The organism is Variovorax sp. 160MFSha2.1 (assembly GCF_048305075.1).
GTDB classification, from domain to species: Bacteria; Pseudomonadota; Gammaproteobacteria; order Burkholderiales; family Burkholderiaceae_C; genus Variovorax; species Variovorax guangxiensis.
In genome coordinates, this window is the sequence record NZ_CP157624.1 from 680,599 (window position 1) to 703,198 (window position 22,600).

25 protein-coding genes are annotated in these 22,600 nt (G+C 69.7%); 12 read left to right on the forward strand and 13 right to left on the reverse strand.

Annotated elements, in window-relative coordinates; genetic code table 11:
- Positions 1–6: 6 nt before the first annotated feature.
- Positions 7–585, reverse strand: coding sequence for a cytochrome b (locus tag ABL838_RS02995; protein ID WP_418124078.1), 579 nt, complete (start codon positions 583–585; stop codon positions 7–9).
- 92 nt (positions 586–677) lie between these two features.
- Positions 678–2,486, reverse strand: coding sequence for an ATP-binding protein (locus ABL838_RS03000; protein WP_418124080.1), 1,809 nt, complete (start codon positions 2,484–2,486; stop codon positions 678–680).
- A gap of 91 nt (positions 2,487–2,577) precedes the next feature.
- Between ABL838_RS03000 and ABL838_RS03005 the strand changes: the two genes are divergently transcribed.
- On the forward strand, positions 2,578–3,840 hold the full coding sequence (locus ABL838_RS03005) for a THUMP domain-containing class I SAM-dependent RNA methyltransferase (RefSeq protein WP_418124081.1): 1,263 nt from the start codon (positions 2,578–2,580) through the stop codon (positions 3,838–3,840).
- On the opposite strand, the gene ABL838_RS03010 is transcribed toward ABL838_RS03005, so the two are convergent.
- The gene (locus ABL838_RS03010; protein WP_184640007.1) at positions 3,826–4,293 is read right to left on the reverse strand and encodes a surface-adhesin E family protein; all 468 of its coding nucleotides are present in this window, start codon (positions 4,291–4,293) and stop codon (positions 3,826–3,828) included. The two genes, ABL838_RS03005 and ABL838_RS03010, sit on opposite strands and share 15 nt — an antisense overlap.
- Positions 4,294–4,409: 116 nt before the next feature.
- On the opposite strand from ABL838_RS03010, the gene ABL838_RS03015 reads away from it, so the two are divergent.
- From ABL838_RS03015 to ABL838_RS03035, 5 genes are all read left to right on the forward strand, one after another.
- Entirely contained in the window at positions 4,410–4,838 is a 429-nt protein-coding gene (locus ABL838_RS03015; RefSeq protein WP_184640005.1) for a PIN domain-containing protein, read from the forward strand.
- Between the two features lie 145 nt (positions 4,839–4,983).
- Positions 4,984–5,466, forward strand: a complete 483-nt coding sequence (locus ABL838_RS03020) for a T6SS effector amidase Tae4 family protein (RefSeq protein WP_418124082.1) — start codon at positions 4,984–4,986, stop codon at positions 5,464–5,466.
- Positions 5,467–5,480: 14 nt separating this feature from the next.
- On the forward strand, positions 5,481–5,708 hold the full coding sequence (locus tag ABL838_RS03025) for a hypothetical protein (protein ID WP_418124083.1): 228 nt from the start codon (positions 5,481–5,483) through the stop codon (positions 5,706–5,708).
- Between the two features lie 32 nt (positions 5,709–5,740).
- A complete protein-coding gene (locus ABL838_RS03030) occupies positions 5,741–5,989 on the forward strand; it encodes a hypothetical protein (RefSeq protein ID WP_184640000.1) in 249 nt (82 codons plus the stop codon).
- A 139-nt stretch (positions 5,990–6,128) separates the two neighbouring features.
- On the forward strand, positions 6,129–6,371 hold the full coding sequence (locus tag ABL838_RS03035; RefSeq protein WP_184639998.1) for a hypothetical protein: 243 nt from the start codon (positions 6,129–6,131) through the stop codon (positions 6,369–6,371).
- Here the strand turns inward: ABL838_RS03035 and ABL838_RS03040 are convergent.
- Both ABL838_RS03040 and ABL838_RS03045 read right to left on the reverse strand, forming a co-directional pair.
- On the reverse strand, positions 6,368–7,288 hold the full coding sequence (locus tag ABL838_RS03040; RefSeq protein WP_418124084.1) for a hypothetical protein: 921 nt from the start codon (positions 7,286–7,288) through the stop codon (positions 6,368–6,370). The genes ABL838_RS03035 and ABL838_RS03040 overlap by 4 nt on opposite strands.
- Positions 7,285–8,982: an FMN-binding glutamate synthase family protein gene (locus tag ABL838_RS03045; RefSeq protein WP_184639995.1), complete on the reverse strand. Its 1,698-nt coding sequence runs from the start codon at positions 8,980–8,982 to the stop codon at positions 7,285–7,287. Before ABL838_RS03045 ends, ABL838_RS03040 begins: the two co-directional genes overlap by 4 nt.
- A 58-nt stretch (positions 8,983–9,040) precedes the next feature.
- Here ABL838_RS03045 and ABL838_RS03050 point away from each other — a divergent pair, with 58 nt between their 5' ends.
- Positions 9,041–9,835 (forward strand): UPF0149 family protein, encoded by a 795-nt coding sequence (locus ABL838_RS03050; RefSeq protein WP_418124085.1) that lies wholly within the window; start codon positions 9,041–9,043, stop codon positions 9,833–9,835.
- 52 nt (positions 9,836–9,887) lie between these two features.
- On the forward strand, positions 9,888–11,072 hold the full coding sequence (locus tag ABL838_RS03055; RefSeq protein WP_418125828.1) for an MFS transporter: 1,185 nt from the start codon (positions 9,888–9,890) through the stop codon (positions 11,070–11,072).
- 103 nt (positions 11,073–11,175) lie between these two features.
- On the opposite strand, the gene ABL838_RS03060 is transcribed toward ABL838_RS03055, so the two are convergent.
- From ABL838_RS03060 to ABL838_RS03070, 3 genes are read right to left on the reverse strand one after another with little or no spacing between them, the layout of a single operon-like run.
- The gene (locus ABL838_RS03060) at positions 11,176–11,499 is read right to left on the reverse strand and encodes a GNAT family N-acetyltransferase (RefSeq protein WP_126022184.1); all 324 of its coding nucleotides are present in this window, start codon (positions 11,497–11,499) and stop codon (positions 11,176–11,178) included.
- On the reverse strand, positions 11,496–11,990 hold the full coding sequence (locus ABL838_RS03065; RefSeq protein WP_126022183.1) for a nuclear transport factor 2 family protein: 495 nt from the start codon (positions 11,988–11,990) through the stop codon (positions 11,496–11,498). The genes ABL838_RS03060 and ABL838_RS03065 overlap by 4 nt, the downstream gene beginning before the upstream one ends.
- Before the next feature lie 38 nt (positions 11,991–12,028).
- Entirely contained in the window at positions 12,029–12,925 is an 897-nt protein-coding gene (locus tag ABL838_RS03070; protein ID WP_184639989.1) for a LysR family transcriptional regulator, read from the reverse strand.
- Positions 12,926–13,003: 78 nt separating this feature from the next.
- Here ABL838_RS03070 and ABL838_RS03075 point away from each other — a divergent pair, with 78 nt between their 5' ends.
- Entirely contained in the window at positions 13,004–14,188 is a 1,185-nt protein-coding gene (locus ABL838_RS03075) for an Acg family FMN-binding oxidoreductase (RefSeq protein ID WP_418118931.1), read from the forward strand.
- A 9-nt stretch (positions 14,189–14,197) separates the two neighbouring features.
- Here ABL838_RS03075 and ABL838_RS03080 read toward each other — a convergent pair whose 3' ends face one another.
- A complete protein-coding gene (locus ABL838_RS03080) occupies positions 14,198–14,710 on the reverse strand; it encodes a CinA family protein (protein ID WP_126022180.1) in 513 nt (170 codons plus the stop codon).
- 37 nt (positions 14,711–14,747) lie between these two features.
- Positions 14,748–15,275 carry a phosphatidylglycerophosphatase A gene (locus ABL838_RS03085; protein WP_418124087.1) on the reverse strand — a complete coding sequence of 176 codons (528 nt, stop codon included), beginning with the start codon at positions 15,273–15,275 and terminating at the stop codon, positions 14,748–14,750.
- 203 nt (positions 15,276–15,478) lie between these two features.
- Between ABL838_RS03085 and ABL838_RS03090 the strand changes: the two genes are divergently transcribed.
- Positions 15,479–16,954 carry an MFS transporter gene (locus ABL838_RS03090; protein ID WP_418124088.1) on the forward strand — a complete coding sequence of 492 codons (1,476 nt, stop codon included), beginning with the start codon at positions 15,479–15,481 and terminating at the stop codon, positions 16,952–16,954.
- Between the two features lie 21 nt (positions 16,955–16,975).
- On the opposite strand, the gene ABL838_RS03095 is transcribed toward ABL838_RS03090, so the two are convergent.
- Together ABL838_RS03095 and ABL838_RS03100 are read right to left on the reverse strand one after the other, a co-directional pair.
- Positions 16,976–18,691: an FAD-dependent oxidoreductase gene (locus ABL838_RS03095; protein ID WP_418124089.1), complete on the reverse strand. Its 1,716-nt coding sequence runs from the start codon at positions 18,689–18,691 to the stop codon at positions 16,976–16,978.
- 18 nt (positions 18,692–18,709) lie between these two features.
- Positions 18,710–19,753: a tripartite tricarboxylate transporter substrate binding protein gene (locus tag ABL838_RS03100; RefSeq protein ID WP_418124091.1), complete on the reverse strand. Its 1,044-nt coding sequence runs from the start codon at positions 19,751–19,753 to the stop codon at positions 18,710–18,712.
- 97 nt (positions 19,754–19,850) lie between these two features.
- On the opposite strand from ABL838_RS03100, the gene ABL838_RS03105 reads away from it, so the two are divergent.
- Positions 19,851–20,747, forward strand: a complete 897-nt coding sequence (locus ABL838_RS03105; RefSeq protein ID WP_126022175.1) for a LysR family transcriptional regulator — start codon at positions 19,851–19,853, stop codon at positions 20,745–20,747.
- A 34-nt stretch (positions 20,748–20,781) separates the two neighbouring features.
- Positions 20,782–21,492, forward strand: coding sequence for a DUF3053 domain-containing protein (locus ABL838_RS03110; RefSeq protein ID WP_184639979.1), 711 nt, complete (start codon positions 20,782–20,784; stop codon positions 21,490–21,492).
- A gap of 120 nt (positions 21,493–21,612) precedes the next feature.
- Here ABL838_RS03110 and thiL read toward each other — a convergent pair whose 3' ends face one another.
- Positions 21,613–22,569: a thiamine-phosphate kinase gene (gene thiL, locus ABL838_RS03115; protein ID WP_418124092.1), complete on the reverse strand. Its 957-nt coding sequence runs from the start codon at positions 22,567–22,569 to the stop codon at positions 21,613–21,615.
- Between the last annotated feature and the right edge of the window lie 31 nt (positions 22,570–22,600).

Here is a 22,600-nt window from a genome sequence, read left to right on the forward strand (position 1 = left end):
AGATTCCTAGCGTGGCCCGGGCCACATGCGTTTGAGCAGACCGTCGCGGTCGATCCAGTGGTGCTTGAGTGCCGCCGCCACGTGCAGCAGCGTGATGCCCGCCAGCGCGAAGGCGCAGTTGCGGTGCAGCGGCTGCAGCACCGCTTCGGCGAAATCATGGTCGGCGGACACGAAGTCGGGCAGCGCCAGCATGCCGAACCACGAGACCGGCATGCCCATGGCCGAACTGTAGGCCCAGCCGGACAGCGGCACCGCGAAGAACAGCAGGTACATCAGCGTGTGGCTGACGCGCGAGCCCGCCACCTGCAGGCCCGAGGTGCCCTGGGGCAGAGCCGGCGGGCGGTGCCCCAGCCGCCACAGCAGCCGCAGCGCCGACAGCGCGAGGATGGTCACGCCCGCCCATTTGTGCCAGTTGTAGACCTTCAGCCGCAGCGGGGAGAAGGGCAGCCCCGTCATGTAGAGCCCCACGCCGAAGGAGCCGACGATCAGCACCGCGAGCAGCCAGTGCAGCGCGATGGCGAACGGGTCGTAGCGCAGGCCGCGCGAGCCGGCGGCGAGAGGGGTGGAAGGCGTGTCGGTGGACATCGGAGGCAGGGGCGGCGGCCTGTGCGCGGAGCATATCCCGGAAGCGATGGCAGCACGGGCCGTGCCAGCTCGATCGATCCCCGGCGCCGGTGTCAGCCGCGCGCCTGTTGCTGCTGCGCGCCCAGCAGCAGCCGGCGCAGTTCTTCCGGCTGCACCGGCTTGCGCAGCGCATGCCAGCCGCGCTCGGTGGCCAGCCGCTGCGTGGCCTCGTTGATGTCGGCCGAGATCAGTGCGATCGCCAGCGAGGGCTTCTGGCGCTGCAGCCTCTCGGCCAGCGCGATGCCGTCGAGCGCGCCCGGCAGGCGGATGTCGCACAGCGCCGCGTCGAGCGCGTGCAGGTCGGCCAGCGCCAGCGCTTCGGCCGCGCTGGCGTAGACGCGCGGCTCCACCTCCCACTGCCGCAGCAGCGCCGAGAGGCTGTCGGCCACCACCGCGTTGTCTTCCACCACCAGCACGGCGAGGCCCGGGCGCAGCCTGCGCGTCGTGTCGGTTCCGTCGTCCTTCACGGCAACCGGGGTGGCGGCCGGCGAGGCCACTGTCGTCCCCTCGGGCGCGGCGGGCAGCTCGAAGGCGAACACCGATCCCCGCCCCGGCGCCGAGCGCAGCGTCACCTCGATGCCCAGTTGCGCCGCCAGCCGCCGCACGATCGCCAGCCCCAGCCCGTGGCCGCGCTGCAGGTTGCGCTCCACGTTGCCGATCTGCTCGAAGTCGTCGAACACGCGCTGCTGGGCATCGGCCGCGATGCCGATGCCGCTGTCGCGCACTTCCACGCGCCAGGCCCGACGGGCGCTGCGGTGGCGCGAGCGCACCGCCAGCAGCACGCGCCCGCGCGGCGTGAACTTGACGGCGTTGTCGACCAGGTTGGCGAGCACGCGGCGCAGCGAGACGGTGTCGCTCCAGGCAATGGCGTCCGGCGGGCAGCGCACAAGCACCCGGCCGTTGCCTGCCTGCCGCGCCAGTTCGTGCAGCAGGGGCGCCAGCGCCACGCTGGTGGGGCGCAGCGGATCGACCGCGGCCTCGATGCGGCCGATTTCCAGCAGCTGGTTGGTCAGCCCCTCCAGCGCCTGCTGGGCACGCGCCAGCGAGCCTACCGTGTGCTGCACTGCCTCCATGCTCGCGCCGTCGTTCAGCTGCTGGCGCAGCACCTCGGCCTGCAGGCCGATGGCCATCACCGGCTGGCGCAGGTCGTGGTTGGCGGCCGAGAAGAAGCGCAGCCGCTCTGCCTGCGCCTGTTCGGAGGCGCGAAGGCCGGCCAGGGCCTGTTCGCGCAGGCGGTGTTCGTTCAGGCGCAGGCCGATGTTTTCCTCGAGCTGGCGCGACCGCTCGGCCACCAGCTTCCACATCATCGCGGTCAGGCCGATGCCGATGACCGCCACTGCCGCCATCACCGGCGCGCCCAGCCAGAGGCCGGTGACGATGATCGGCGCCAGCAGCAGCGTGATCGCCAGCTGCGTGGCCGGCGTGTAGAACGACACCGAGAAGGCCGACGACAGCGTCATGCCCATGATGATCAGGCCCAGCAGCAGCTGCAGGTCGGCCCTGGCCGGGTCGAACAGCAGCACGCCGGCCAGGCCGTGCGCCAGCTCCCAGACGGCGGTGCGCAGCGTGTGCGTGCGCTGGGCCTCGCGCAGGCTGGCGGGCGTGAAGGGCTCGGGCAGGCGCTGCGGGAAGAAGCCGCGCATCACCGTCACCCCGGTGATGAGCGCGATCCACGCCAGCGCGCGCGCCAGCGACACCTGCCAGGCGAAGAGCGCCGCCACGCCGCAGTTCAGCAGGTACTGGGCCAGCAGCACCGGCCCGATGGGGCGGATCGACAGCCGCAGCACCTCGCACTGGATCGCGAAGCGGTCGCCGTTGCCGGCGGCGGCCGGTGCGGGCGGAGATGCGGGCGTGGGGGTCATCGGCAAAATTGACTATATAGAGGAAGGTCCGCGTCGCGGCGACAATGGAGTCCCCTAGTCGGGCTTCGGGCTTACCGGTAGCCAGTTTTCCGTGAACGATCTCTCCTTTTTCCTGCCTTGCGCCGCCGGCGTCGAGGAATTCCTTGCCCAGGAGGTGCACGCCCTGACCGGCCGCGCCGGGCAAGACCTGCTCTCCCTGCGCGGCGGCGTGCGCGTGCGCGCCGGCTGGCGCGACGGCCTGAAGCTCAACCTGCACAGCCGCTTGGCACAGCGCGTGCTGGTCGAGCTGGCCCACGCCCCCTACCGCAACGAGAACGACCTCTACGCCATCGCCAGCGGCGTGGCCTGGGAGATCTGGTTCACCCCGAAGCAGACCTTCAAGATCGAGACCACCGCCCAGCACAGCCCGCTGCAGAGCCTGAACTTCGCCACCCTGCGCATCAAGGACGCCATTGCCGACCGCTTCCGCGCCAAGGCCAACGGCGTGCGCCCGAGCATCGAGACCCAGTGGCCCGACTGCCGCGTGTTCGCCCACCTGACCACAGACACCTGCACGCTCTACATCGACACCAGCGGCGAGCCGCTGTTCAAGCGCGGCTGGCGCCAGGACAAGGGCGACGCCCCGCTGAAGGAAACCCTGGCCGCCGCCATGCTGGCCGCCAGCGGCTGGTGGAACCCCGAGACCGGCGAGGTGTCGGGCCAGCCGCTGTACGACCCCTGCTGCGGCAGCGGCACCATCGCCATCGAGGCGGCGCAGATCGCGAGCGGCATCGCAGCCGGATCGCTGCGGCGCTTCGGCTTCGAGAAGCTGCTGCCGTTCCAGGCGCACGTGTGGTCGGCGATCAGGCAGGAGGCCAAGGACGCCGAGGCGGCCGTGGCCGGTGACGGCGCCCCGGCGGTTTTCGGCTCCGACGTGTCGCACCGCATGGTCGATTTCGCCCAGCGCAATGCCGAGCGCGCCGGCGTGGCGCAGGCCGTCGAGTTCCGCGGCGGCGACGCGCTGCAGCGCATGCCTCCTGTCGAGGACGGCGGTGTGATCATGCTCAACCCGCCGTATGGCGAGCGCATCGCCGTGGGCGGCGTGGCGGGCGCGGGCGGAGGCGGCGGAGGGGGCCGCCCCGGCGCGCGCGAGGCGGCGCAGTCCACCGAGGGCGACGGCGGCGACTTCTTCCCGCAACTCGCCACCCACTGGAAGAAGAACTACGCCGGCTGGACCGCCTGGGTGCTCACGCCCGACCTGAAGCTGCCGAAGCTGATGCGCCTGAAGGAATCGCGCCGCGTGCCGATGTGGAACGGCCCCATCGAATGCCGCCTGTTCCGCTTCGACATGGTCGCGGGCTCAGCGCGGCGGTGATTCGCCGCCGGCGTCCTCGGACCGGGGCGCCTGCTTCGGCCGCACTGCGCACGCCGCGTTGACCATGCGCGCGGCCATCTCGGTCGGCGCGCCAGGCAGTGTCACCGGGCGAACGTCGCCTTCCTCGAAATGCTTCACCTGGACCGGTTCGCCCACGAAATTAGGCAGCGAGAAGTAGCTCGCGCTCACATAGCGGGCGCTGCGGGCGTCGCAATCGACCGTGGCGACGCCCTGGAACGAGCGGAACCTGACGCCGTCACGGTTGAGGCGGCCTTCCCTCAGGTTCATGCGCAGCGCCACGTTGCGGCGCGAGCCGTCCACCTCGATGCTGCTCGGATCGACCTGCACATAGCTGCTGGCGGCGTCCCCCGGTGTGCCCGTGAGGGTCAGCCACTCGGCCCTGACACCCGTCGAGGCGAGCAGGGCGAGGCAGAGCAGCGGTATTCGTTTCATGAAGGAAGGCGTGGTCGAAGGAAGGCGTATGCGGACGGGTATTTTCGCGTACCGGCGGCATGGAACTGGCGCCGGCCTCGTATGGTGCAACATCGGCCGGATTTCCTGAACATTCCATGACGTTGACAGAACCCGGCCCCGTCGTCATCGACACCAACATCGCCCTCGACCTGCTGGTCTTCGAAGACCCCGCCTGGGCCCCGCTGGCCGCCCGGCTGGCCGCCGGCGAGCTGCGCTGGCTCGCCACCGCCGCCATGCGCGTCGAACTGGAGCGGGTGCTGGGCTACCCGCTGATCGCCCGGCGCATGGCCCAGCGCGAACTGCAGCCGCCCGCGGTGCTCGCCGACTTCGACACACGCGTGCGCATGCTCGACGGCACGCCGCCGCGCGCGCCCTGCGTGTGCAGCGACCCCGACGACCAGATCTTCATCGACCTCGCCGTGGCGCACAGGGCGCTGCTGCTGAGCAAGGACCGGGCGGTGCTGTCGATGAAGAAGAGGCTGGCGCTGCGCGGGGTGGTGGTGCAGGCGGCGTACGCGGGCTAGCGGCGATGTTGGTTCCTGGCGTCAGGAATCAATTGACAACCTTTTCATCACCGAATTTGCTGGAAGCGGCTCTACATTTTCAGCAGGGCGAGGGGTTGCGGTGACGGCATCGCGGGGTTCCGCTTGCCTCGAGCAACTGGAAATCATGCAGCCATCCTTCGCGGCCCTCTGGGCAAACCACCCGATGATCAAGGGCGACGATGCCTTGCTGGACAAGAACATCTACAAGGATCAATGTGCCATCAACGTTGGAGCGGCATTCATCCGCTCCAGCCTGAGCCTCGGCAGCTTTCCGGGCGTCTACTCGTGGCAGAAGGACAGCCCGAAGTACCCGATCAGGGCCCAGGAGCTGGCGAACTGGCTGGACTCGGGCAAGGCCGGTCTGATGTCTCGCACCGAGAAGTACTCGGGCAAGGATGGGTTCGAGAAAATCGCGGGGCGCACGGGTATCGTGTTCGTCCAGAACTATTGGGGCGAGGGGCGGCAGGGTGACCACATTGATCTCTGGAATGGTTCGCGGATGACGAAGCGGTCTTCGTGGTTTCTGATTCAGTGGCACATCTCATGGGAAGGAGTGTTGACCGACATGCGCCAAGCACAAGCCATATGGTTCTGGCCTGTCTTATGAAACTACTTGCTCGAGTGCTCTGCATCGTGGCCGGCGCGCTGGCGCTCAGCTTTCTCGTTGCGGTATGCGTGCTCATCCCTGCGGGTCAATGGTACGAAGTGAATCGGGCTCGGAGTTTCGACGACCTGTCTGATCTCTATGCACTCTCGCTTGCTGTCCAGGCGATTGCCGCCGCCATCGGCGGCTGGCTCGGCGATCGGCTGTTTCGCAAGTGGCGCAAGAGACAGTCCGACCGCGTATAGAGCCTCTGCCAAGCGTCGCCACTGCAACGCATATGAATCCGGGATATCACTCGAAAGCTCTGCTTCGCCTCATTGGCATCGTGCTGGGCGGACTCGGACTCGGCTTTGTTGTGACCAAGGGACTCCTCGTATCCATTGACCACTGGTACGAAATGAACAAGGCTCAAAGCGAGAGCGATCTGACGCAAGCCTTCGCAATTGCCCTTGCAATACAAGTCCTTTGTTTCATCGCTGGGGGCTGGCTTGGCGATTGGTTGGTTCGCAAATGGCTGAAGAAATGAGCCGATCGGCAATAGCCGTCTTGACGCTTCGGTTGCTTTTGGGCCTTGCAAGGAGGCTGCCGCGCCGCTGCCAGTTTCCGCATGTCGAAGGGCGCCCGGCGACACCCCGCCCCGTGTGCAGCTCCCTCCGAATCGCGTCATGAGCCTTGCAATCCGAGTGCTTTCCATCCTTGCCGGAGCGGGCATGCTCGGCCTCTTTTTCTACAAGCTCATCGGCCAGGCGGGCCAGTGGTACGAACTCAACTTCGCGAAGAATGACGACGACTTGAGTCGCGCGTACATGGTTGCGCTTGCCATCCAGCTTGTCGCATTGCCTGCTGGAGGCTGGCTCGGCGACCGGCTGTTCCGCAAGTGGCGGCAGAAGCGCCTCGACCGCCGCTAGTGCTGCACCCCGCTGGCAGGCGTCAGATGCCACCGCCCCAACAGCCGCGCCACTGCCCGCACGCGCTGCGTATCGCGCCCCCAGCGCCGGCTGGCCGGCAGCTTCTGTGCCCACTTCATGCGCCTGGCCGCGTTGGCGATGCGCTCGCGCACCTCTTCGCCCACGCCGGCCAGGGCCGCGTGCCAGTGCTGGCCTGCGGCCTGCGGCGCGGCGGCCTCGAGCATCATGGCGGTGGAGTGCAGGTAGCTGAGCCAGTCGCGGGCCTGGCATTCGGCCAGGGTCATGACCTCGGCGGGGTCGTCCTCGAAGTCGATGTAGCCGATCACGCCGTCGGGGCACTGCACGAGGTTGCGGTCGAAGGCCTGGCTCAGGTGCTGGCCGCGCACGTGCACGGCGGCGATGGCGGCGAGGCCCTCGCGCCATACCGACAGCAGCGCAGCGGGGCCGGCGGCGGCAGCCTGGTCGAGCCGCTCCTGCAGCACGACGGTCGCGCGGCCGCTTTCGCCCAAGTCGGAAATCAGCAGGCCGTCGGGCTGCTGCGCCAGTACCACCGGCACGCGCAGGCCGGCGGCGGCGAGCTGCTTGAGCCGGCGCGCCTCGGTGGCGATGGCGGCCTCGCCGCCGGGGTTGGGCACGGGCTTGATGATGTCCAGCCGCGCCATGCGCGCGACTGCCGCCATCACGCGGTAGCCCCACTTGCCGTGGCGCGGGCCGGCCTTCTTGAGCCACACGCGCTCGCTGCCGAAGCGGTGGCTGGCCACGTTCTTCTGCTGCTGCGGCAGGGTCGCGCGCAGGAACTCGGCGTAGTCGCCGGGCGCGGGCGGGCTGGGAGAAATCGCGTCAAGGGGCGCGGGCGCCGAAGCTGCGCCCTTGCGCGTTTGCGGGCGCCGGCTGGCGCCTCTACTCAGTGGGTTCATGCGGCCATTGCGAAGCCCGCCACCAGCCCCTGCGGGCCCTGCGTGACGGGCTGGAAACTCTCTGCACTGGCCAGCGGCCAGTAGGTACGGAAGACATTGTGCTGCTCGTCGAGCGGGCCGAGCAGGGCGCCCGGCTGCACCTGCATCACCAGGTTGCTCAACAGGCGCACCTCGGTGTCGGAGATGCGGCGCACGATGTGGTGCGCGGTGATCTGCTGCGGATGGTCCAGGCCCGCGGCCTGCACCAGTTCCTGCAGCGCGTGCAGCGTGCTGCGGTGGAAGTTCTGCACCCGCTCGGCCTTGGTCGGCACCACCAGCGCCTTCTGGCGCAGCGGGTCCTGCGTGGTCACGCCGGTGGGGCAGTGGCCGGTGTGGCAGCTCTGGGCCTGGATGCAGCCCAGGGCCATCATGAAACCGCGCGCGGCGTTGCACCAGTCGGCGCCCAGCGCCATCATGCGCGCCACGTCGAAGGCGGTGATCACCTTGGCGGCGCAGCCGATCTTGATGCGGTGGCGCAGGTTCACGCCCACCAGCGTGTTGTGCACCAGCAGCAGCCCTTCCTGCAGCGGCGCGCCCACGTGGTCGCTGAACTCGACCGGCGCCGCGCCGGTGCCGCCCTCGGCGCCGTCGACCACGATGAAGTCGGGCGTGATGCCGGTGGCCTGCATCGCCTTGACGATGCCGAACCACTCCCACGGATGGCCCAGGCAGAACTTGAAGCCGGTGGGCTTGCCGCCCGAGAGTTCGCGCAGCCGGGCGACGAAATGCATCATTTCCGTAGGCGTGGAAAAGGCGCTGTGCGAGGCGGGCGAGATGCAGTCCACGCCCACCGGCACGCCGCGCGCTGCCGCGATCTCGGGCGTGACCTTGGGGGCCGGCAGTACGCCGCCGTGGCCGGGCTTGGCGCCCTGGCTCAGCTTGATCTCGATCATCTTCACCTGCGGGTCGCGCGCATTGGCGGTGAAGCGTTCCTCGCTGAAGCTGCCGTCGTCGTTGCGGCAGCCGAAGTAGCCCGAGCCGATCTCCCAGATCAGGTCGCCGCCGTGCACGCGATGGTGCTGCGAAATCGAGCCTTCCCCGGTGTCGTGCGCGAAGCCACCCATCTTCGCGCCCTTGTTGAGCGCGAGGATGGCGTTGGCCGACAGGGCCCCGAAGCTCATGGCCGAGATGTTGAACACGCTCGCGCTGTACGGCTGGGTACAGACCTGGGCGGGGTTCGCGCCCGCCGGCTGCGGCGTGCCGCCGATCACGATGCGGAAATCGTGGCCGGCCAGCCTGGTCGGCCGCATCGAGTGGTTGATCCACTCGTAGCCCGCGATGGTCACGTTGATCTGCGTGCCGAAGGGGCGGTTGTCGGGGTCGCCCTTGGCGCGCTGATACACCAGCGAGCGCTGGGCGCGCGAGAAGGGCGCGGCCTCGGAGTCGCTCTCGATGAAGTACTGCCGCATTTCGGGGCGGATGAACTCCAGCAGGAAGCGCAGGTGGCCGATCACCGGGTAGTTGCGCAGGATGGCGTGCCGGGCCTGCCGAAGGTCGTGTACGCCGGTACCTGTGAGTACCGCGAAAACCGCCACCCCGATCCAGGCCAGCCACAGGTGCGGCGAAACCAGCACGAAGGCCAGGCAGGCCACCAGACCGACCACGCACAGGGCGAAGGCGCTGTAGCGCGTCGGAAACGGAATAATCGTGGGCATAGAAGAAATAGTCTCGACCGTGGCCTGCTGCATCATAGAGGGCTGCCTCGAACTTGCCATGACGACCATTCCCGACCCCATTTCGCCTCCCGACAGCACCCCCGCCGCCCGCCCCCCCCTCGGTCCCGACGACTTCGACGCCCTCGACCAGGCCCTCGACGCCATGCGCGAGCATGACGAGGAAATCCCCCAGTGGGAGTTCTGCGAGGGCTTCATGGCCGCCCTGATCTGCACCCGCCGGCCCATCATGCCCTCCGAATACTGGCCCGTTTTGCTGGGCGACAGCTTCTCGTCCGCCCAGCACATGGAGTTCGTCTGGAACTGGAAGCGCCGCTGGATCGAGATCGAGGAGGGCCTCGACGCCCCCGTCGAAACCCTCGACGACGAACGCAGCTGGCAGCCCGAGGTGCTCGACACCCGCGGCGCCATCGCCTCCCTGCCCGAGGAAGAGCGCGCAGAAGTGGCCGGCGAGGCCATTCCCTCCTTCGCCCAGGTCTGGGCGCTGGGCTTCATGTACGCCGTGGAGAACTGGCCAGAGGACTGGGCCGAGCCGCGCGACAAGGAAGCCGCGCGCATGCTGAACGACGCGCTGGACAACATCGTCGCCCTCACCGAGGACGACACCGGCAAGCCCACGCTGTCGATGTACAGCGACGAGGCACCGCCCAGCGTGAGCCAGCAGCGGCTCGACGACTTCGGCGCCGCCATCTGGGCGGTGTACGACCTGCGCCAGCTCTGGAAGAGCCTCGGGCCGAAGGCCGAAACGATCCGCAGGGAAGCCGTGCCCGGCCGCAATGACCCATGCCCGTGCGGCAGCGGCAAAAAGTACAAGAAGTGCCACGGTGCCACCTGACAGCGGCACCGCCGGCGATGCTGCGCCCCTGACGCCGCGCGCGGCCTGGGCGATGGTCCTGGCGCTGTGCGCCGGGGTCGCGCTGAGCCAGGCGTTCCGCACGGTGGGCGCCATCATGGCGAGCCCGCTGCAGGCCGATTTCCATCTTTCCGCACAGGCCCTCGGGATCTTCTCGGGGGCTTTTCATTTTGCGTTCGGCGCGATGCAGCTCTTCATGGGCATCGGCATCGACCTGCACGGCGTGCGCCGCACGGTGCTGGTTGCCTTTCCTGTCGCGATCGCGGGGGCGCTGCTGTCGGCGGTGTCGTCCAGCTACCTGGTGCTGGTGGCGGGGCAGGCGCTGATCGGCGTGGGCTGCGCGCCGGCTTTCCTGGTGTGCACGGTGTTCATCGCGCGGCACTTTCCGCCGGCGCGCTTCGCGACCGTGTCGGGCATGGTGCTGGCCATCGGCGGCGTGGGCATGCTGGTCACCGGCACGCCTCTGGCCTGGCTGGTGCAGGCGTATTCATGGCGCGCGGGTTTCCTGGTGCTGGCCGTGGCGGCGGCGCTGGCGTGGCTGGCGATCTGGTTCTGGGTGCACGAGCCCGCCACGGCCTCGGCGGGCAAGCGCGAGTCGGTCCCCGAGGCCATCCGCCAGTTCGGCGCGCTCTTCGCCATGCCGCACACACTGGGCATCATGGTGCTGGGCGCCGTCACCTACGCCGCCTTCATCTCGCTGCGCGGCCTATGGCTGGGCCCGCTGATGATGGAGCGCCACGGCTACTCGCTGGTGCAGAGCGGCAACGTGGCGCTGGCGGTGTCGGTGATCTCGCTCGTCGGCGCGCCGCTGTTCGGCCGGCTCGACCGCAGCGACGCCGTCTCGCGCCGCCGCTGGATCCTGGTCTGCGGCCTGGGCTACGCGGGCCTCTTCGCGCTCATCGCGGTGCTGCACTCGGCCTGGCTCGACATCGCCGGCATGGTGCTGATCGGCGTGCTCTCAGGCTTCATCGTCTGGCAGTACGCCGACGTGCGCGGCGCCTATCCCGCCACGCTCACCGGCCGCGCGATGGCCGTCTTCACGATGGCGATGTTCCTCGGCGTGGCATTGATGCAGTGGGGCACGGGCGTGGCCGCATCGATTGCGGCGGCGCATGGCGCCGATCCGCTCACGGCCGTGCTGGCGACCATCGCCGCGCTGCTGGTCGCGGGCATCGCGGCGTTCGCGTGGCTGCCCGCGCCGAAGAATTCTTCGGCCTGATCAGGGAACACCGCGGAACCGGCTCTGCCGGGCCACAGGCGTTGCCCCCGGTAGGGGGTGGCGTAGCGACACGAAGTGCGCGCAGCCTGGGGGCGAGCCCTGTTCAAATCTTGAAGGCGCGCTGGATGTCGGGGCGCACCAGGTCGACATAGTCGCGGTGCTTGCGGATGTAGCCCGCGATGAACTGGCACACCGGAATCACATGCAGCCCCTTGGCGCGCGCCTCTCCGAGCACGTGCTTCGCGATGCCCGAGCCCACGCCCTTGCCCTCGAACTCGGGCAGTACTTCGGTGTGGGTGAACATGATCGCGTCGGTCAGCAGGTTGTATTCGGCATAGCCGGCCAGCTTGCCGTCGAGCGTGGCCTCGTAGCGGTGCTGGGCTTCGTTGTTGGAGAAGGCGAGGGCGGTGTCGTTGGTGTTGCTCATGGCTGTCGTGCGAGAAAGGTTGCGAGGTTGGCTGCGGCGGTGGCGCGCACCTTCTTGCGCAGCATGGGCGACCAGCCGAGCAGCAGGCCCGGCGTGCCGAGCGCCTGGCGCGACCAGGTCCAGAAGGGGAAGCTGTCGCGGTGCGTGGCGATCAGCCCGTCGGGCGTGAAGGTGAAGCGCGCGTCGATGCTGTTGTCCACGATGCGGCCGGTGGCGGTGAAGCGGTAGTGCGCGTCCCAGTGGGCGCTGCCGGTGCTGTCGTCGGCCTTCACGTCGCGCCAGGTCAGCTTCCACACGTCGGCGCCCTTGGCCCTGGTGCCGCCGGCCAGCATGCGCCACATGCCGCCCACCTCGCGGCGCCCGCGCAGCGAAAAGGCCTCGTCGTCGAACACCGCGTCGGGTGCGTAGCAGGCTTCCATGGCGGGGGCGTCCAGCTTGGCGAAGGCGCTGTAGAAGCGCTCTATGGTCTGGGCATTGGTGGCTGCGGTCATGAGGCCTCTTGGCGTTGGTTGTGGGCGTGGCGCGGCGTCTAGATGGACGCGGGGATGTTGCGCGCCAGGAAATCATAGACGGCGCGGATGCGGCGGTCGGTGCGGATCCCGCGGTGCACCGCTAGCCACACCGGCAGCGACCTGATCTTCAGCTGCGGCAGCACCCGCACCACGGCGCTGTCGGTGCGTGCCAGCGATTCGCTGACGAAGCCGATGCCCATGCCCTGGCGCAGCGCCTCCCAGTAGGCGCCCATGTCGTCGGTGCGGAAGCAGAAATGCTCGCGCTGCAGCGGCGTGCCCAGCTGGGCCGACATCCGGATGATGGTGTCGATGCTGTCGTAGCCCAGCACGTCGTGCCGGTACAGGTCGGAGGTCTGCCGTGGCGTGCCCCGGCGGCGCAGGTAGTCGGAATGGGCGAAGGCGCCCAGCGCGAAGCTGCCGATGCGGCGCGCCACCAGCGTGGCCGTCGTGGGCTGCGACATGCGGATGGCGATATCGGCCTCGCGCTGCAGCAGGTTGCTGTTTTCGCTGGTCGACACCAGGTCGACCTGGATCTCGGGCAGCTCCTGGCGCATGCGCACCAGCAGGCTCGGCAGCATCTGGCGCGCGGTGGCCTGGCTGGCCGAGATGCGCACCGAGCCCGCCGTCTGCGCGCTGGCGCCCGACACGCTGCGCGACAGGGCCTGCGCGCCGCTTTCCATGGCGCGGGCCGAGTCCGCCAGTCGCTCGGCCATGGCTGTCGGCTGCAGGCCGCGGCCGGTGCGCTCGAACAGCATCACGCCCAGCTGCGACTCCAGTTCCGCGATATGGCGCCCCAGCGTCGGCTGGCTGGTACCCGTCGCGCGCGCAGCCTTCAGCAGACTGCCGTGGTCGAGCGCGGCCAGGAATGCGCGCACCAGCCGCCAGTCGAAGCCCAGGTCGTTGTCCGCTCTCATCGGGTATTCAGTTCTGCATAGCAGTTATGGAAGCTTAAGCCATTGTTAACCGGTGGCCCGCTTTCGATAATCCGCGCAATGGATGAGCGTAGAAACTTTGTCCGGCTGCTGGGAGGCGGCGTTGTCGTGGCGGCGGGTGCGGCCGCGCTGGCGACCTGGTGGCTGAACTCGGAAGTGCCGGCCGCCGCGCTGGAGATATGGAACGGCCCCGGCGACGAGCCCGACCTGCGCAAGCGCGCGGTCGCCTACGCCGTCACCGCCCCCACCGCCTACAACCGCCAGCCCTGGCTGGTCGACCTGCGCGAGCCCGACGCCATCGTGGTGTATTGCGACCGGGAGCGTGTGCAGCCCGAGACCGACCCTTTCGGCCGCCAGGTGCTCATCGGCCATGGCGCCTTCATCGAGCTGCTGGTGATGGCGCTCGCCCAGCACGGCCTGCAGGCCAGCGTGCAGCTGTGGCCGCAGGGCGAGCTGAGCGGCGAGCCGCTGCGCTGGCCGCACATTCCGGTGGCGCGGCTGCGGCTGGCGGGCGGCGGCGTGCCCGATCCGCTCTTCGCGCAGGTGCTGCGGCGGCGCACGCCCAAGCAGCGCTTCGACCTCACGCGGCCGGTGTCGGCCGACATCCTGCAGGGCCTGGCCTCGATGGTGCCCACGGGCGGCATGGTGAGCTCGGCCGGCACGGTGGACATGGCGCGGGTGCTGCCGCTGCGCAAGCTCTGCGCCGAGGCCGCGCGGGTGGAGCTCACCACGCCCGGCACGGCGATGGAAAACCTGCGGCTGCTGCGCGTCGGCCCGCAGGAAATCCTCGCGCACCGCGACGGCTTCTCGCTGAACGACCCGGCACTGCGCATCGCCGTCGCGCTGGGCCAGTTCGACCGCCGCACGCCGGCTTCCGAGGAGAGCCTGTCGTTCCGCCAGACCCTGCAGCTCTTCGAGGACCAGGCCAACACCGCGATGGGCTTCATCTGGCTCAGCACGCGCGGCAACAGCCGCACCGAGCAGATCGCGGCAGGCCGCGCCTACGTGCGCCAGCAGCTGCGCGCCACCGACCTGGGCCTGGGCATGCACCCGATGAGCCAGCCGCTGGAGGAATTCGCCGAAATGGCGCCGCACCACGCCGCCGCGCACGACATGCTGCTGGGCACCGCGCCGCCGCGCGACAGGCGCAGCCCCACGGTGCAGATGATGTGCCGCCTCGGCTATCCGATGGCGCCGGTGCCGCCTGCGCCGCGCCGGCCGCTGGCCGACTTCATGACGGCCTGAATTCCAGGCTCAGCGCGCGAGCAGCAGCTCGACCAGCGTCTGCAGCGAGTGGTGCACCGTCGCCGCGCGCACCGTGGCCCGGTCACCATCGAAGCGGCGGCGCTCGGTGCGCACCGCGCCATCGACCGACCAGCCGAACCACACCGTGCCCACCGGCTTGTCGGGCGTGCCGCCCGTGGGGCCGGCCACGCCGGTTACGGCCAGCGCCACGCGCGAGGGCGGGGAATGCGCGATTGCGCCCGTGGCCATGGCCCGCGCCACCGGCTCGCTGACCGCGCCGTTCGCGGCGATCACGCCGGCGTCCACGCCCAGCAACTCGGTCTTGGCCTCGTTGGAATAGGTGATGAAGCCGCGCTCGAACCATGCGCTCGAGCCCGCCAGGTCGGTGCAGGCCGCGCCGATCAGCCCGCCGGTGCAGCTCTCGGCGGTGGCCAGCATCCAGCCCTTTTTCTGCAGCAGCTCGGCCAGCACCACGACCAGTTCGGGCGTGTCGTGGTCCGCGAGGGCTTTCTTCAGTTGCATGGGAGAGGAGAAAGGGAAGAAGAGGAATCGATGATGCTCACCACGCGCGCCACAGCGCGATGACCAGCAGCGTGCAGAAGGCCGCCACCAGGTCGTCCAGGATGATGCCGAAGCCCGCGCGCCACCAACTCACGCGCACGGCGTCGCGCTGCTTGAAGAGCGCATCGGCCCAGGCCACCGGGCCGGGCTTGGCGGCATCGAAATAGCGGAAGAGCAGGAAGGCGACGGTCTGCGCGAGCAGGCCTGCGGGGGTCACCAGCCACAGCACGATCCAGAAGGCGATCACCTCGTCCCACACCACGGGACTGGGGTCGGCCACGTTCATGTCGCGCGCGGTCACGGTGCAGGCCCACCAGCCGATGGGCAGCGAGGCCGCGATGATCCAGCCGATGGCGGCCGTCGTGAACCACAGCTGCATCACCGAGAACGCCACCCAGGCCCACAGCGTGCCCACCGTGCCGGGTGCCAGGCGCGAGAGGCCCGAACCGAAGCCCAGCGCGATGAAGTGCGCGGGGTGGGACAGCAGGAAGCGCAGCGTGGCGCGGCGCATCGGTGGTCGGGGCATGGCGCCGGAAGTCGTGGTGGACGAGGAGGAAGACGGGGACGAAGTATTGGGGGAAGCGGCTTGCATCGGGAAAGGAGTGTCGCGCATCCGGAGGTGGGTCGGTCCGGTGATGTTTTATTTATCAAAGCAATAGCTTGTTTAATTCGTTGGCGGCGCCTAGTATCCGGGCTCGTTCCGCTTCTTCTGGCCTTCCGGCCCGCGCCATGTCTTCCGCGTCTTCTTCTCCTTCTTCCTCCTCTTCTTCCGCCGCCCTGCATCCCCCGTCCTCCACCGCCGCCTGGAGCGAACTCTTCAGCGGCCGCAACGGCTGGCGCGCGCTGGCGCTCACGGGTGGCGTCGCGCTGCACGCAGTCAACGTCCATATCGTGACCACCGTGCTGCCCTCGGTGGTGCGCGAGATCGGCGGGCTCGACTGGTACGCCTGGAGCACCACGCTTTTCGTGGTCGGCTCGATCCTCGGCGCCACGCTGTCGGTGCGGCTGCTCGCGGTGCTCGGCCCGCGCGGCGCCTGCCTGGCGGCGCTGGCGGTGTTCAGCGCCGGCTCGGTGGGCTGCGCGCTGGCGCCGGCCATGCCCTGGATGCTGGCGGGCCGCACGGTGCAGGGGCTGGGCGGCGGGCTGCTCGCGGCGCTGAGCTACGGGCTGATCCAGCTGGTGTTCGAGCAGCGGCTGTGGCCGCGCGCGGTGGCGCTGGTGTCGGGCATGTGGGGCGTGGCGACGCTGTGCGGGCCGGCGGTGGGCGGGCTCTTCGCGCAGGCCGGGCACTGGCGCTGGGCCTTCTGGTTCCTGCTGCCGGTCGCGGCGGCGCAGGCGCTGCTGGTGCTCGTGCAGCTGCGGCCCTCGATGGGCGTGAAGCACGAGCGGCCCGCCGCCGCGCCGCGCGTGCCGGCATTGCAGATCGGCCTGCTCGCGGCCTCGGTGCTGGCGATCGCGGCCAGCGGCCTCGTGCCCGACCTGCGCTGGCAGGCGGCCGGCGTGGCGGCGGGGCTGGCCATCGGCTTCGCCGCCACGCGCATCGACAGCCGCGCCGCCGTGCGGGTGCTGCCGCGCGGCGCCTATGCCCTGAGCGCGCCGCTGGGCGCCATCTATGCCAGCGTGGCACTGCTGCTGATCGGCAGCACCACCGAAATCTTCGTGCCGTACTTCCTGCAGCTGCTGCACGGCCACTCGCCGCTGGCGGCGGGCTACCTCACGGCCGCGATGGCGGGCGGCTGGAGCGCGGGCTCGCTGCTGTCCTCGGGCCGGATCGGTGCGGGCGCCGACCGCATGCTGCGCGCGGGTCCGGTGGCCTGCACGCTGGGGTTGCTGGCGCTAGCGTGGCTGCTGCCTTCGCCGGGCGCGATGGCCGCGGGCTTCGAGACCCTGCTGATCGCCCTCGCGCTGGCGGCCGTGGGGCTTGGCGTGGGCATCGGCTGGCCGCACCTGATCACGCGCGTGATGTCGCTGGCGCCGAAGGGCGAGCAGGGGCTGGCCTCGGCCTCGATCACCACCGTGCAGCTCTACGGCATGGCCGTGGGCGCGGCGGTGGCGGGGCTGGTGGCGAATGCGGCGGGGCTCAGCGTGCCGGGCGGGGCGGAGGGCGCGCGCTCTGCAGCCGTGTGGCTGTTCGCGGGATTCGCGTTCGCGCCGGCCATTGCGGCATGGCTCGCCTACCGCGTCGTCGCGCGGCGCGGCTGGTGAGCCGATGAATCAGCGGGAGGCTCAGGCCACCACGCCTTCCCAGGCCAGCGCCTTGCGGCGCGCGCGGATGCGCTGGCCCTCGCCGCGCAGCATGCCCACCAGGTCATAGACCTCGGCCGGCAGGTGCGCGCCGCGCCAGGCCACGTGCTGGTCGGCGCGGCACAGCACGAGGCGATGGGTGTAGGCCTTGGGCACTTCTTCCGTCTCGATGTCGAGCACGGTGAGCGGCATGTTGTAGGCGGCGGCTGCGCGCTCGAGCGGGCGCACGTCCACGCTGCGGTCGAAGCGCAGCATCGTGTAGCCGGGGCCGAAGGCGTCGTAGAGCGAGCGGCCGTCGGACAGCCAGAAATGCGGCGCGCGGCAGCCGGGCACGGTGGAGGGCGTGAACTCGCCCATCGAGTAGGGCGGCGCCAGGTGCTCGCCGTCCGCGATGATGATCGGCGAGCCGCTGTAGAAGTAGCCGAAGTTCAGGCCGCCGCAGCAGAACTGCTGCACGTTCAGCTCGTAGGCCTCGCGGCCGATGTCGGCGCGCAACGCGTCGCCGGCGGGGCCGGGCTCCTCGATGTTCTGCGGCACGGCGCGGCGCGCGCGGATCATCTTCTGCGCATGGTTCATCGCGAAGTTCGACACCTGCTCGGTGATCGGCAGGCGCTCGGCCTCGTAGGCGTCGAGCATGGCCTCGTCGCCCCAGCCCTGCACCACCGCGCCCAGCAGCCACGAGAGATTCAGCGCGTCGGCGATGCCCGCGTTCATGCCGTAGCCCGCGTAGGGCACCCAAAGGTGCGCCGCGTCGCCCGCGAGGAACACGCGGCCCTCGCGGAAGCGGTTGGCCACGAGGCGGCGGCCGATCCAGTCTTCCTTGCTGATGATCTCGTACTCGAAGTCGGGGCCCACGCCGAGGATCTCGCGCAGCGAGCGGTCGCGATCCACCGAATCGAACTCGGGCTCCTCGGCGTTCAGGTGGTTGTGCACCAGCCAGGTCTCCCGCCCGTCGATGGCGAACATCGTGCCGCAGCGGCGCGGGTTCATCGCGTAGTACGACCACGCCGGCTTGCCCGGAATCAGCGCGCGCAACCCCGGCGCGCGGATGAATGTGGACTGCACGCGCTGGATCACCGCCGTGCCCTCGAGCTTCGCGCCGATCTGCTTGCGCACGGCCGAGGAGCCGCCGTCGCAGCCCACCATGTAGCGGCAGCGAATGCTGCGCGTGACGCCGCTGTCCATGTCGGTGGCGATCGCGGTCACGCCCGTGTCGTCCTGCGTGAAACCCGCGAACTGCGTGCGGTTGAGCAGCTGCACGCCCGGCAGCGCGGCCGTGTGCTTCAACAGGATGGGCTCCAGGTAGATCTGGTTGATGCGGTGCGGCGGCTCGGGCGTGGGCCACCATGCGTCGGGGCCCTCGGTCTCGGTGTAGCGGTCGCGCCGGCACGGAATGGGAATGCGCGTGAGCTCCGTGCCGGTGACGCTGGTGCGGAACACCACGTCGTTCGGGTAGTCGGCAGGCAGGCCCGCATCGCGCAGCTTCTGCGCCACGCCCAGGCGGCGGAACTGCTCCATGGTGCGCGAGGCCACGTGGTTGCACTTCACGTTCGGCGGCTCTGCGAAGCGGCGCGTCTCGCAGATCGCGACCGAGACGCCGCGCGAGGCGAGGTCCATGGCCAGCGTGAGGCCCACCGGGCCGGCGCCGATGATCAGTACGTCGGCTTGCAGTGCGCGGGTGTGGTCGAGGTCGGTCATGTTCTGGCGGCGGTGTCGTCAGTCGAGCCGGATGCGGGCGGTCTGGATCACCTTCGCCCACTTCTTCGTCTCGGATCGGATGTAGGCCTCGAAGGCCTCGGGCGAGGTCGGCGCTGGCTCGGCGCCGAGGTTGCGCATCGTGGCCTTGATCTGCTCGTCGCCCAGCACCGCGTTGATCTCGGCGTTGAGCCGCGCGACGATGGGCGCCGGCGTGCCTGCGGGCGCGACCACGCCGAACCAGCCGGTGGAGTCGTAGCCGGGCAGGCCGGCCTCGGCCACCGTGGGCACCTCGGGCAGCATCGGCACGCGCTGCGCGCTGGTCACCGAGAAGGCGATCAGCTTGCCGGCCCTGATCTGCTGCAGCGAGGCGGGCAGGTCGACCAGCGCGAGCGGAATCTGCCCCGCGATGGCGTCGAGCGCCGCCGGGCCCGAGCCGCGGTAGGGCACCTCGACGAACTTCACCTCGGCCATCTGCGCGAAGAGCGCCGCCGACAGGTGCATGGCCGTGCCGTTGCCGCCGTGGCCGATCGAGAGCGTGCCGGGGCTGGCCTTGGCCAGCGCGATCAGCTCGCGCTGCGTGCGCGCGGCGATCGAAGGATGTCCCACGATCACGAAGGGCGTGGCCGCGACCATGCCGACGGGCTTGAAGTCCTTCACCGGGTCGAAGGGCATCTGCGGATAGAGGCTCACGTTGGCCGTCAGCGCGCCCGCCGCGCCAAGCCCCAGCGTGTAGCCGTCGGCGGGCGTCTTTGCCACCAGAGAGAGGCCGACGTTGCCGCCCGCGCCGGGCTTGTTGTCGATGACCACGGGCTGGCCCAGCTTCTCGTTGAGCCGGGGCACCAAGAGGCGCATCACCGCGTCGGCACTGCCGCCGGGCGGGAAGGTCACGACGAGGCGGATGGGCTTGTTCGGGAAGTCGCCAGCGGGAGGCTGGGATGGCGGTGGCGAGGACGAAAGCGTTTGCGCGAAGCTCCTGCCGCCGGTCAGCGCCGCGCCCGCCGCGGTGAGCAGCAGCTGCCGGCGAAGCGCGCTCTTCCCGGGGGCAAGAGGTGCAGCGGCCATCAGGACTCCTTGAATGTGATGTGTCTTTTCGATGATTGAACGATGGGCGGATTCATTCGTAAATCAAGAAATTTCTAATGAAATATCATCTTTGCTGATGAATGCGAACTTCAGTCCTACGATCCGCCAGCTGCGCGCGTTCCTCGCCGTCTACCAGCTGAAACAGCTCAGCGCGGCGGCCCAGCGGCTGTTCGTCACGCAGTCGGCGGTGAGCATGCTGATCCGCCAGCTCGAGGAGGGGCTGGACACCCGCCTCTTCGACCGCACCACGCGTTCGCTCAAGGCCACGGCGGCGGCCGAGCAGATGGTGTCGACGGTCGAGCGCATCCTGCGCGACGTGGATTCGCTGTCGAACGACTTCCGCGAGCTGGCCGCGCTCGAACGCGGCCGCGTCACGCTCGCCATCACGCCCACGCTCGCGGCCCTGCTGCTGCCCGATGCCATGCGCGCCTTCAACGAGCAGCACCCCGGCGTGCGCGTGCTGGTGAACGACTGCGCGCCCGACCAGTTCATCTCGCGCATCATCGGCGAGCACGTGGACTTCGGCATCGGCACCCCCGAGCGCCCCGGCGCGGAGGTCGAGGTGCAGCGCCTCATGCGCGACCACCTCGCCGTGGTCTGCCGCGAAGACCACCCGCTGGCCAAGCCCCGCGTGGTGCGCTGGAGCGACCTGCGCGGCCACCCCGTCATCACCGTGCGCCCCGGCTACGGCGTGCGACCGCTCATCGACGGCACCGCCGCCGAGGCGGGCGTGGCGCTCGACGTGGTGAACGAGGTGTCGTTCCTCTCCACCGCCATCTGGATGACGGCAGCCGGCATGGGCGCGTCGATCATGCCCTCGGCCTTCGCGCGCGCGGAGGCCGACTCCTCGCTGGTCATCAAGGTACTGAGCTCGCCGCGCGTGGCGCGCGACATCTCCATCGTCACCAAGCGCGGCCACTCGCTCTCGGCTGCCGCGCGCGCATTCATCGACGCGCTGAAGCGCTCCCTATAATTTTTCCGGAACAACTACAGAGGGGGCCCGGCCCATGAGAACTTTCATTCAACGTCTCGGGGCCATGTCGCTCCTCGTCGCCTTCAGCCTCGTGCTGGTGGCCTGCGGCAACAAGGAGGCCGAGCAGCGCAAGGCCTTCATCTCCTTCCTGCAGACCCGAGTGCTCGACAAGCCCGGCCTGCGCGTGCCGGTGCCCACGGCCGAAGAGAAGGCCTCGTTCGGCGACTACGCGCAGCACTACGCGGTGATCACCGACTTCAACGAGGGCATGAACAAGTCGGTGAGCCAGCCCATGACGCAGATCATGGCCAAGGGCGCGCTTCGCTCCATCGCCGACCTGCCCGCGCGCCGCGACGACCTCAAGGCCGCGAAGGACGGCCTCGGCGGCCTGCGCACCGCGCTCGACCAGCAGTCCGCCAGGGCGGACGCCGCGCACGCGCAGCTCAAGCAGCCCGACGACCTGAAGCAGGTCTACGACAAGGCCTACGCCAAGACCGTGACCACGCCCTCGGCCACCTTCAAGGAAGTGTTCCCCGCGCTCGACACCGTGTTCGACAGCGCGCTGGCCATCGGCGACTTCATGGAGAAGAACAAGTCGAAGATCCAGATCAGCGGCAGCAGCGTCGCCGTGACCGACCCGACGGTGCAGGCCGAGCTCAACAAGATGCTGCAGCAGCTCAACGGGCAGTCGGCGGCCATCAACGCGGCTCAGCAGAAGATGCAGGCCGTGGTGCGCGGAGGATAGGCTCTCCCCCAGGCTGCGCGCACTTCGTGTCGCTTCGCCAACCCCCTTCCGGGGGCAACACCTGAGGCCCGGCAAAGCCAGTTCCTCGGTGTTTCCCGAAAGAGAGGGATTGCAGGAAAACTAGACGAAATGATCGAACGAGCCGAAGCGCTGCGACACCGGCGCGCCGGCCGCGTCGACGATGCGCAGGCCGGCGTCGGCCTCGATGCGGCCGATGCGCGTGACGCGCGTTGAACTGTCCATGCCTGCCTGCCCGACCGCGTTGCGCGCCGAGGCGGGCGCGGTGAAGACCAGCTCGTAGTCGTCGCCGCCCGAGAGCGCGCAGGTGCGGCGCAGTTCCTCGCCCAGGTTGCCGGTGTCGACCGAGATCAGCGCGGTGGCCGCGTCCACGTCGAGCGTGGCGCCCACGCCGCTCGACGCGAGGATGTGGCCCAGGTCGCCGATCAGCCCGTCGCTCACGTCCACCGCCGAAGTGGCGATGCCGCGCAGGGCCTGCCCGAGCGCTACGCGCGGCGTGGGCTGCTCCATGCGCCTGCGCGCCGTATCGAAGGCGTCCGCCGGCAGCGCGATCGTGCCCCGGAACACCTCGAGCGCCAGCCGAGCCTCGCCTGGCGTGCCGCTCACCCAGATGTCGTCGCCCGCGCGCGCGCCCGAGCGCAGCAGCGCCGCGCCGGCCGGCACTTCGCCGAACACCGTGATGCAGATGTTGAGCGGGCCGCGCGTGGTGTCGCCGCCTACCAGCTCGCAGCCGTGCGCGTCGGCCAGCGCGAGCAGGCCGCGCGAGAAACCTTCGAGCCACGGCTCGTCCACGCCGGGCAGCGCCAGCGCGAGCGTGAAGGCCAGTGGCTTCGCGCCGCAGGCGGCCAGGTCGCTGAGGTTCACCGCCAGCGCCTTGTGGCCCAGCCAGGCCGGCTCGACGGTAGAAAGAAAGTGCCGTCCCTCGACCAGCATGTCCGAGGAAACGGCGAGCTGCATGCCCGCGGCCGGCGCGAGCAATGCGCAGTCGTCGCCCACGCCCAGCGGGGAGCGCTTGGCGGGGCGCTTGAAGTAGCGTGCGATCAGGTCGAATTCACCCATGGGGGTGAGAGCATAAGCGCTGCGGCGCGGC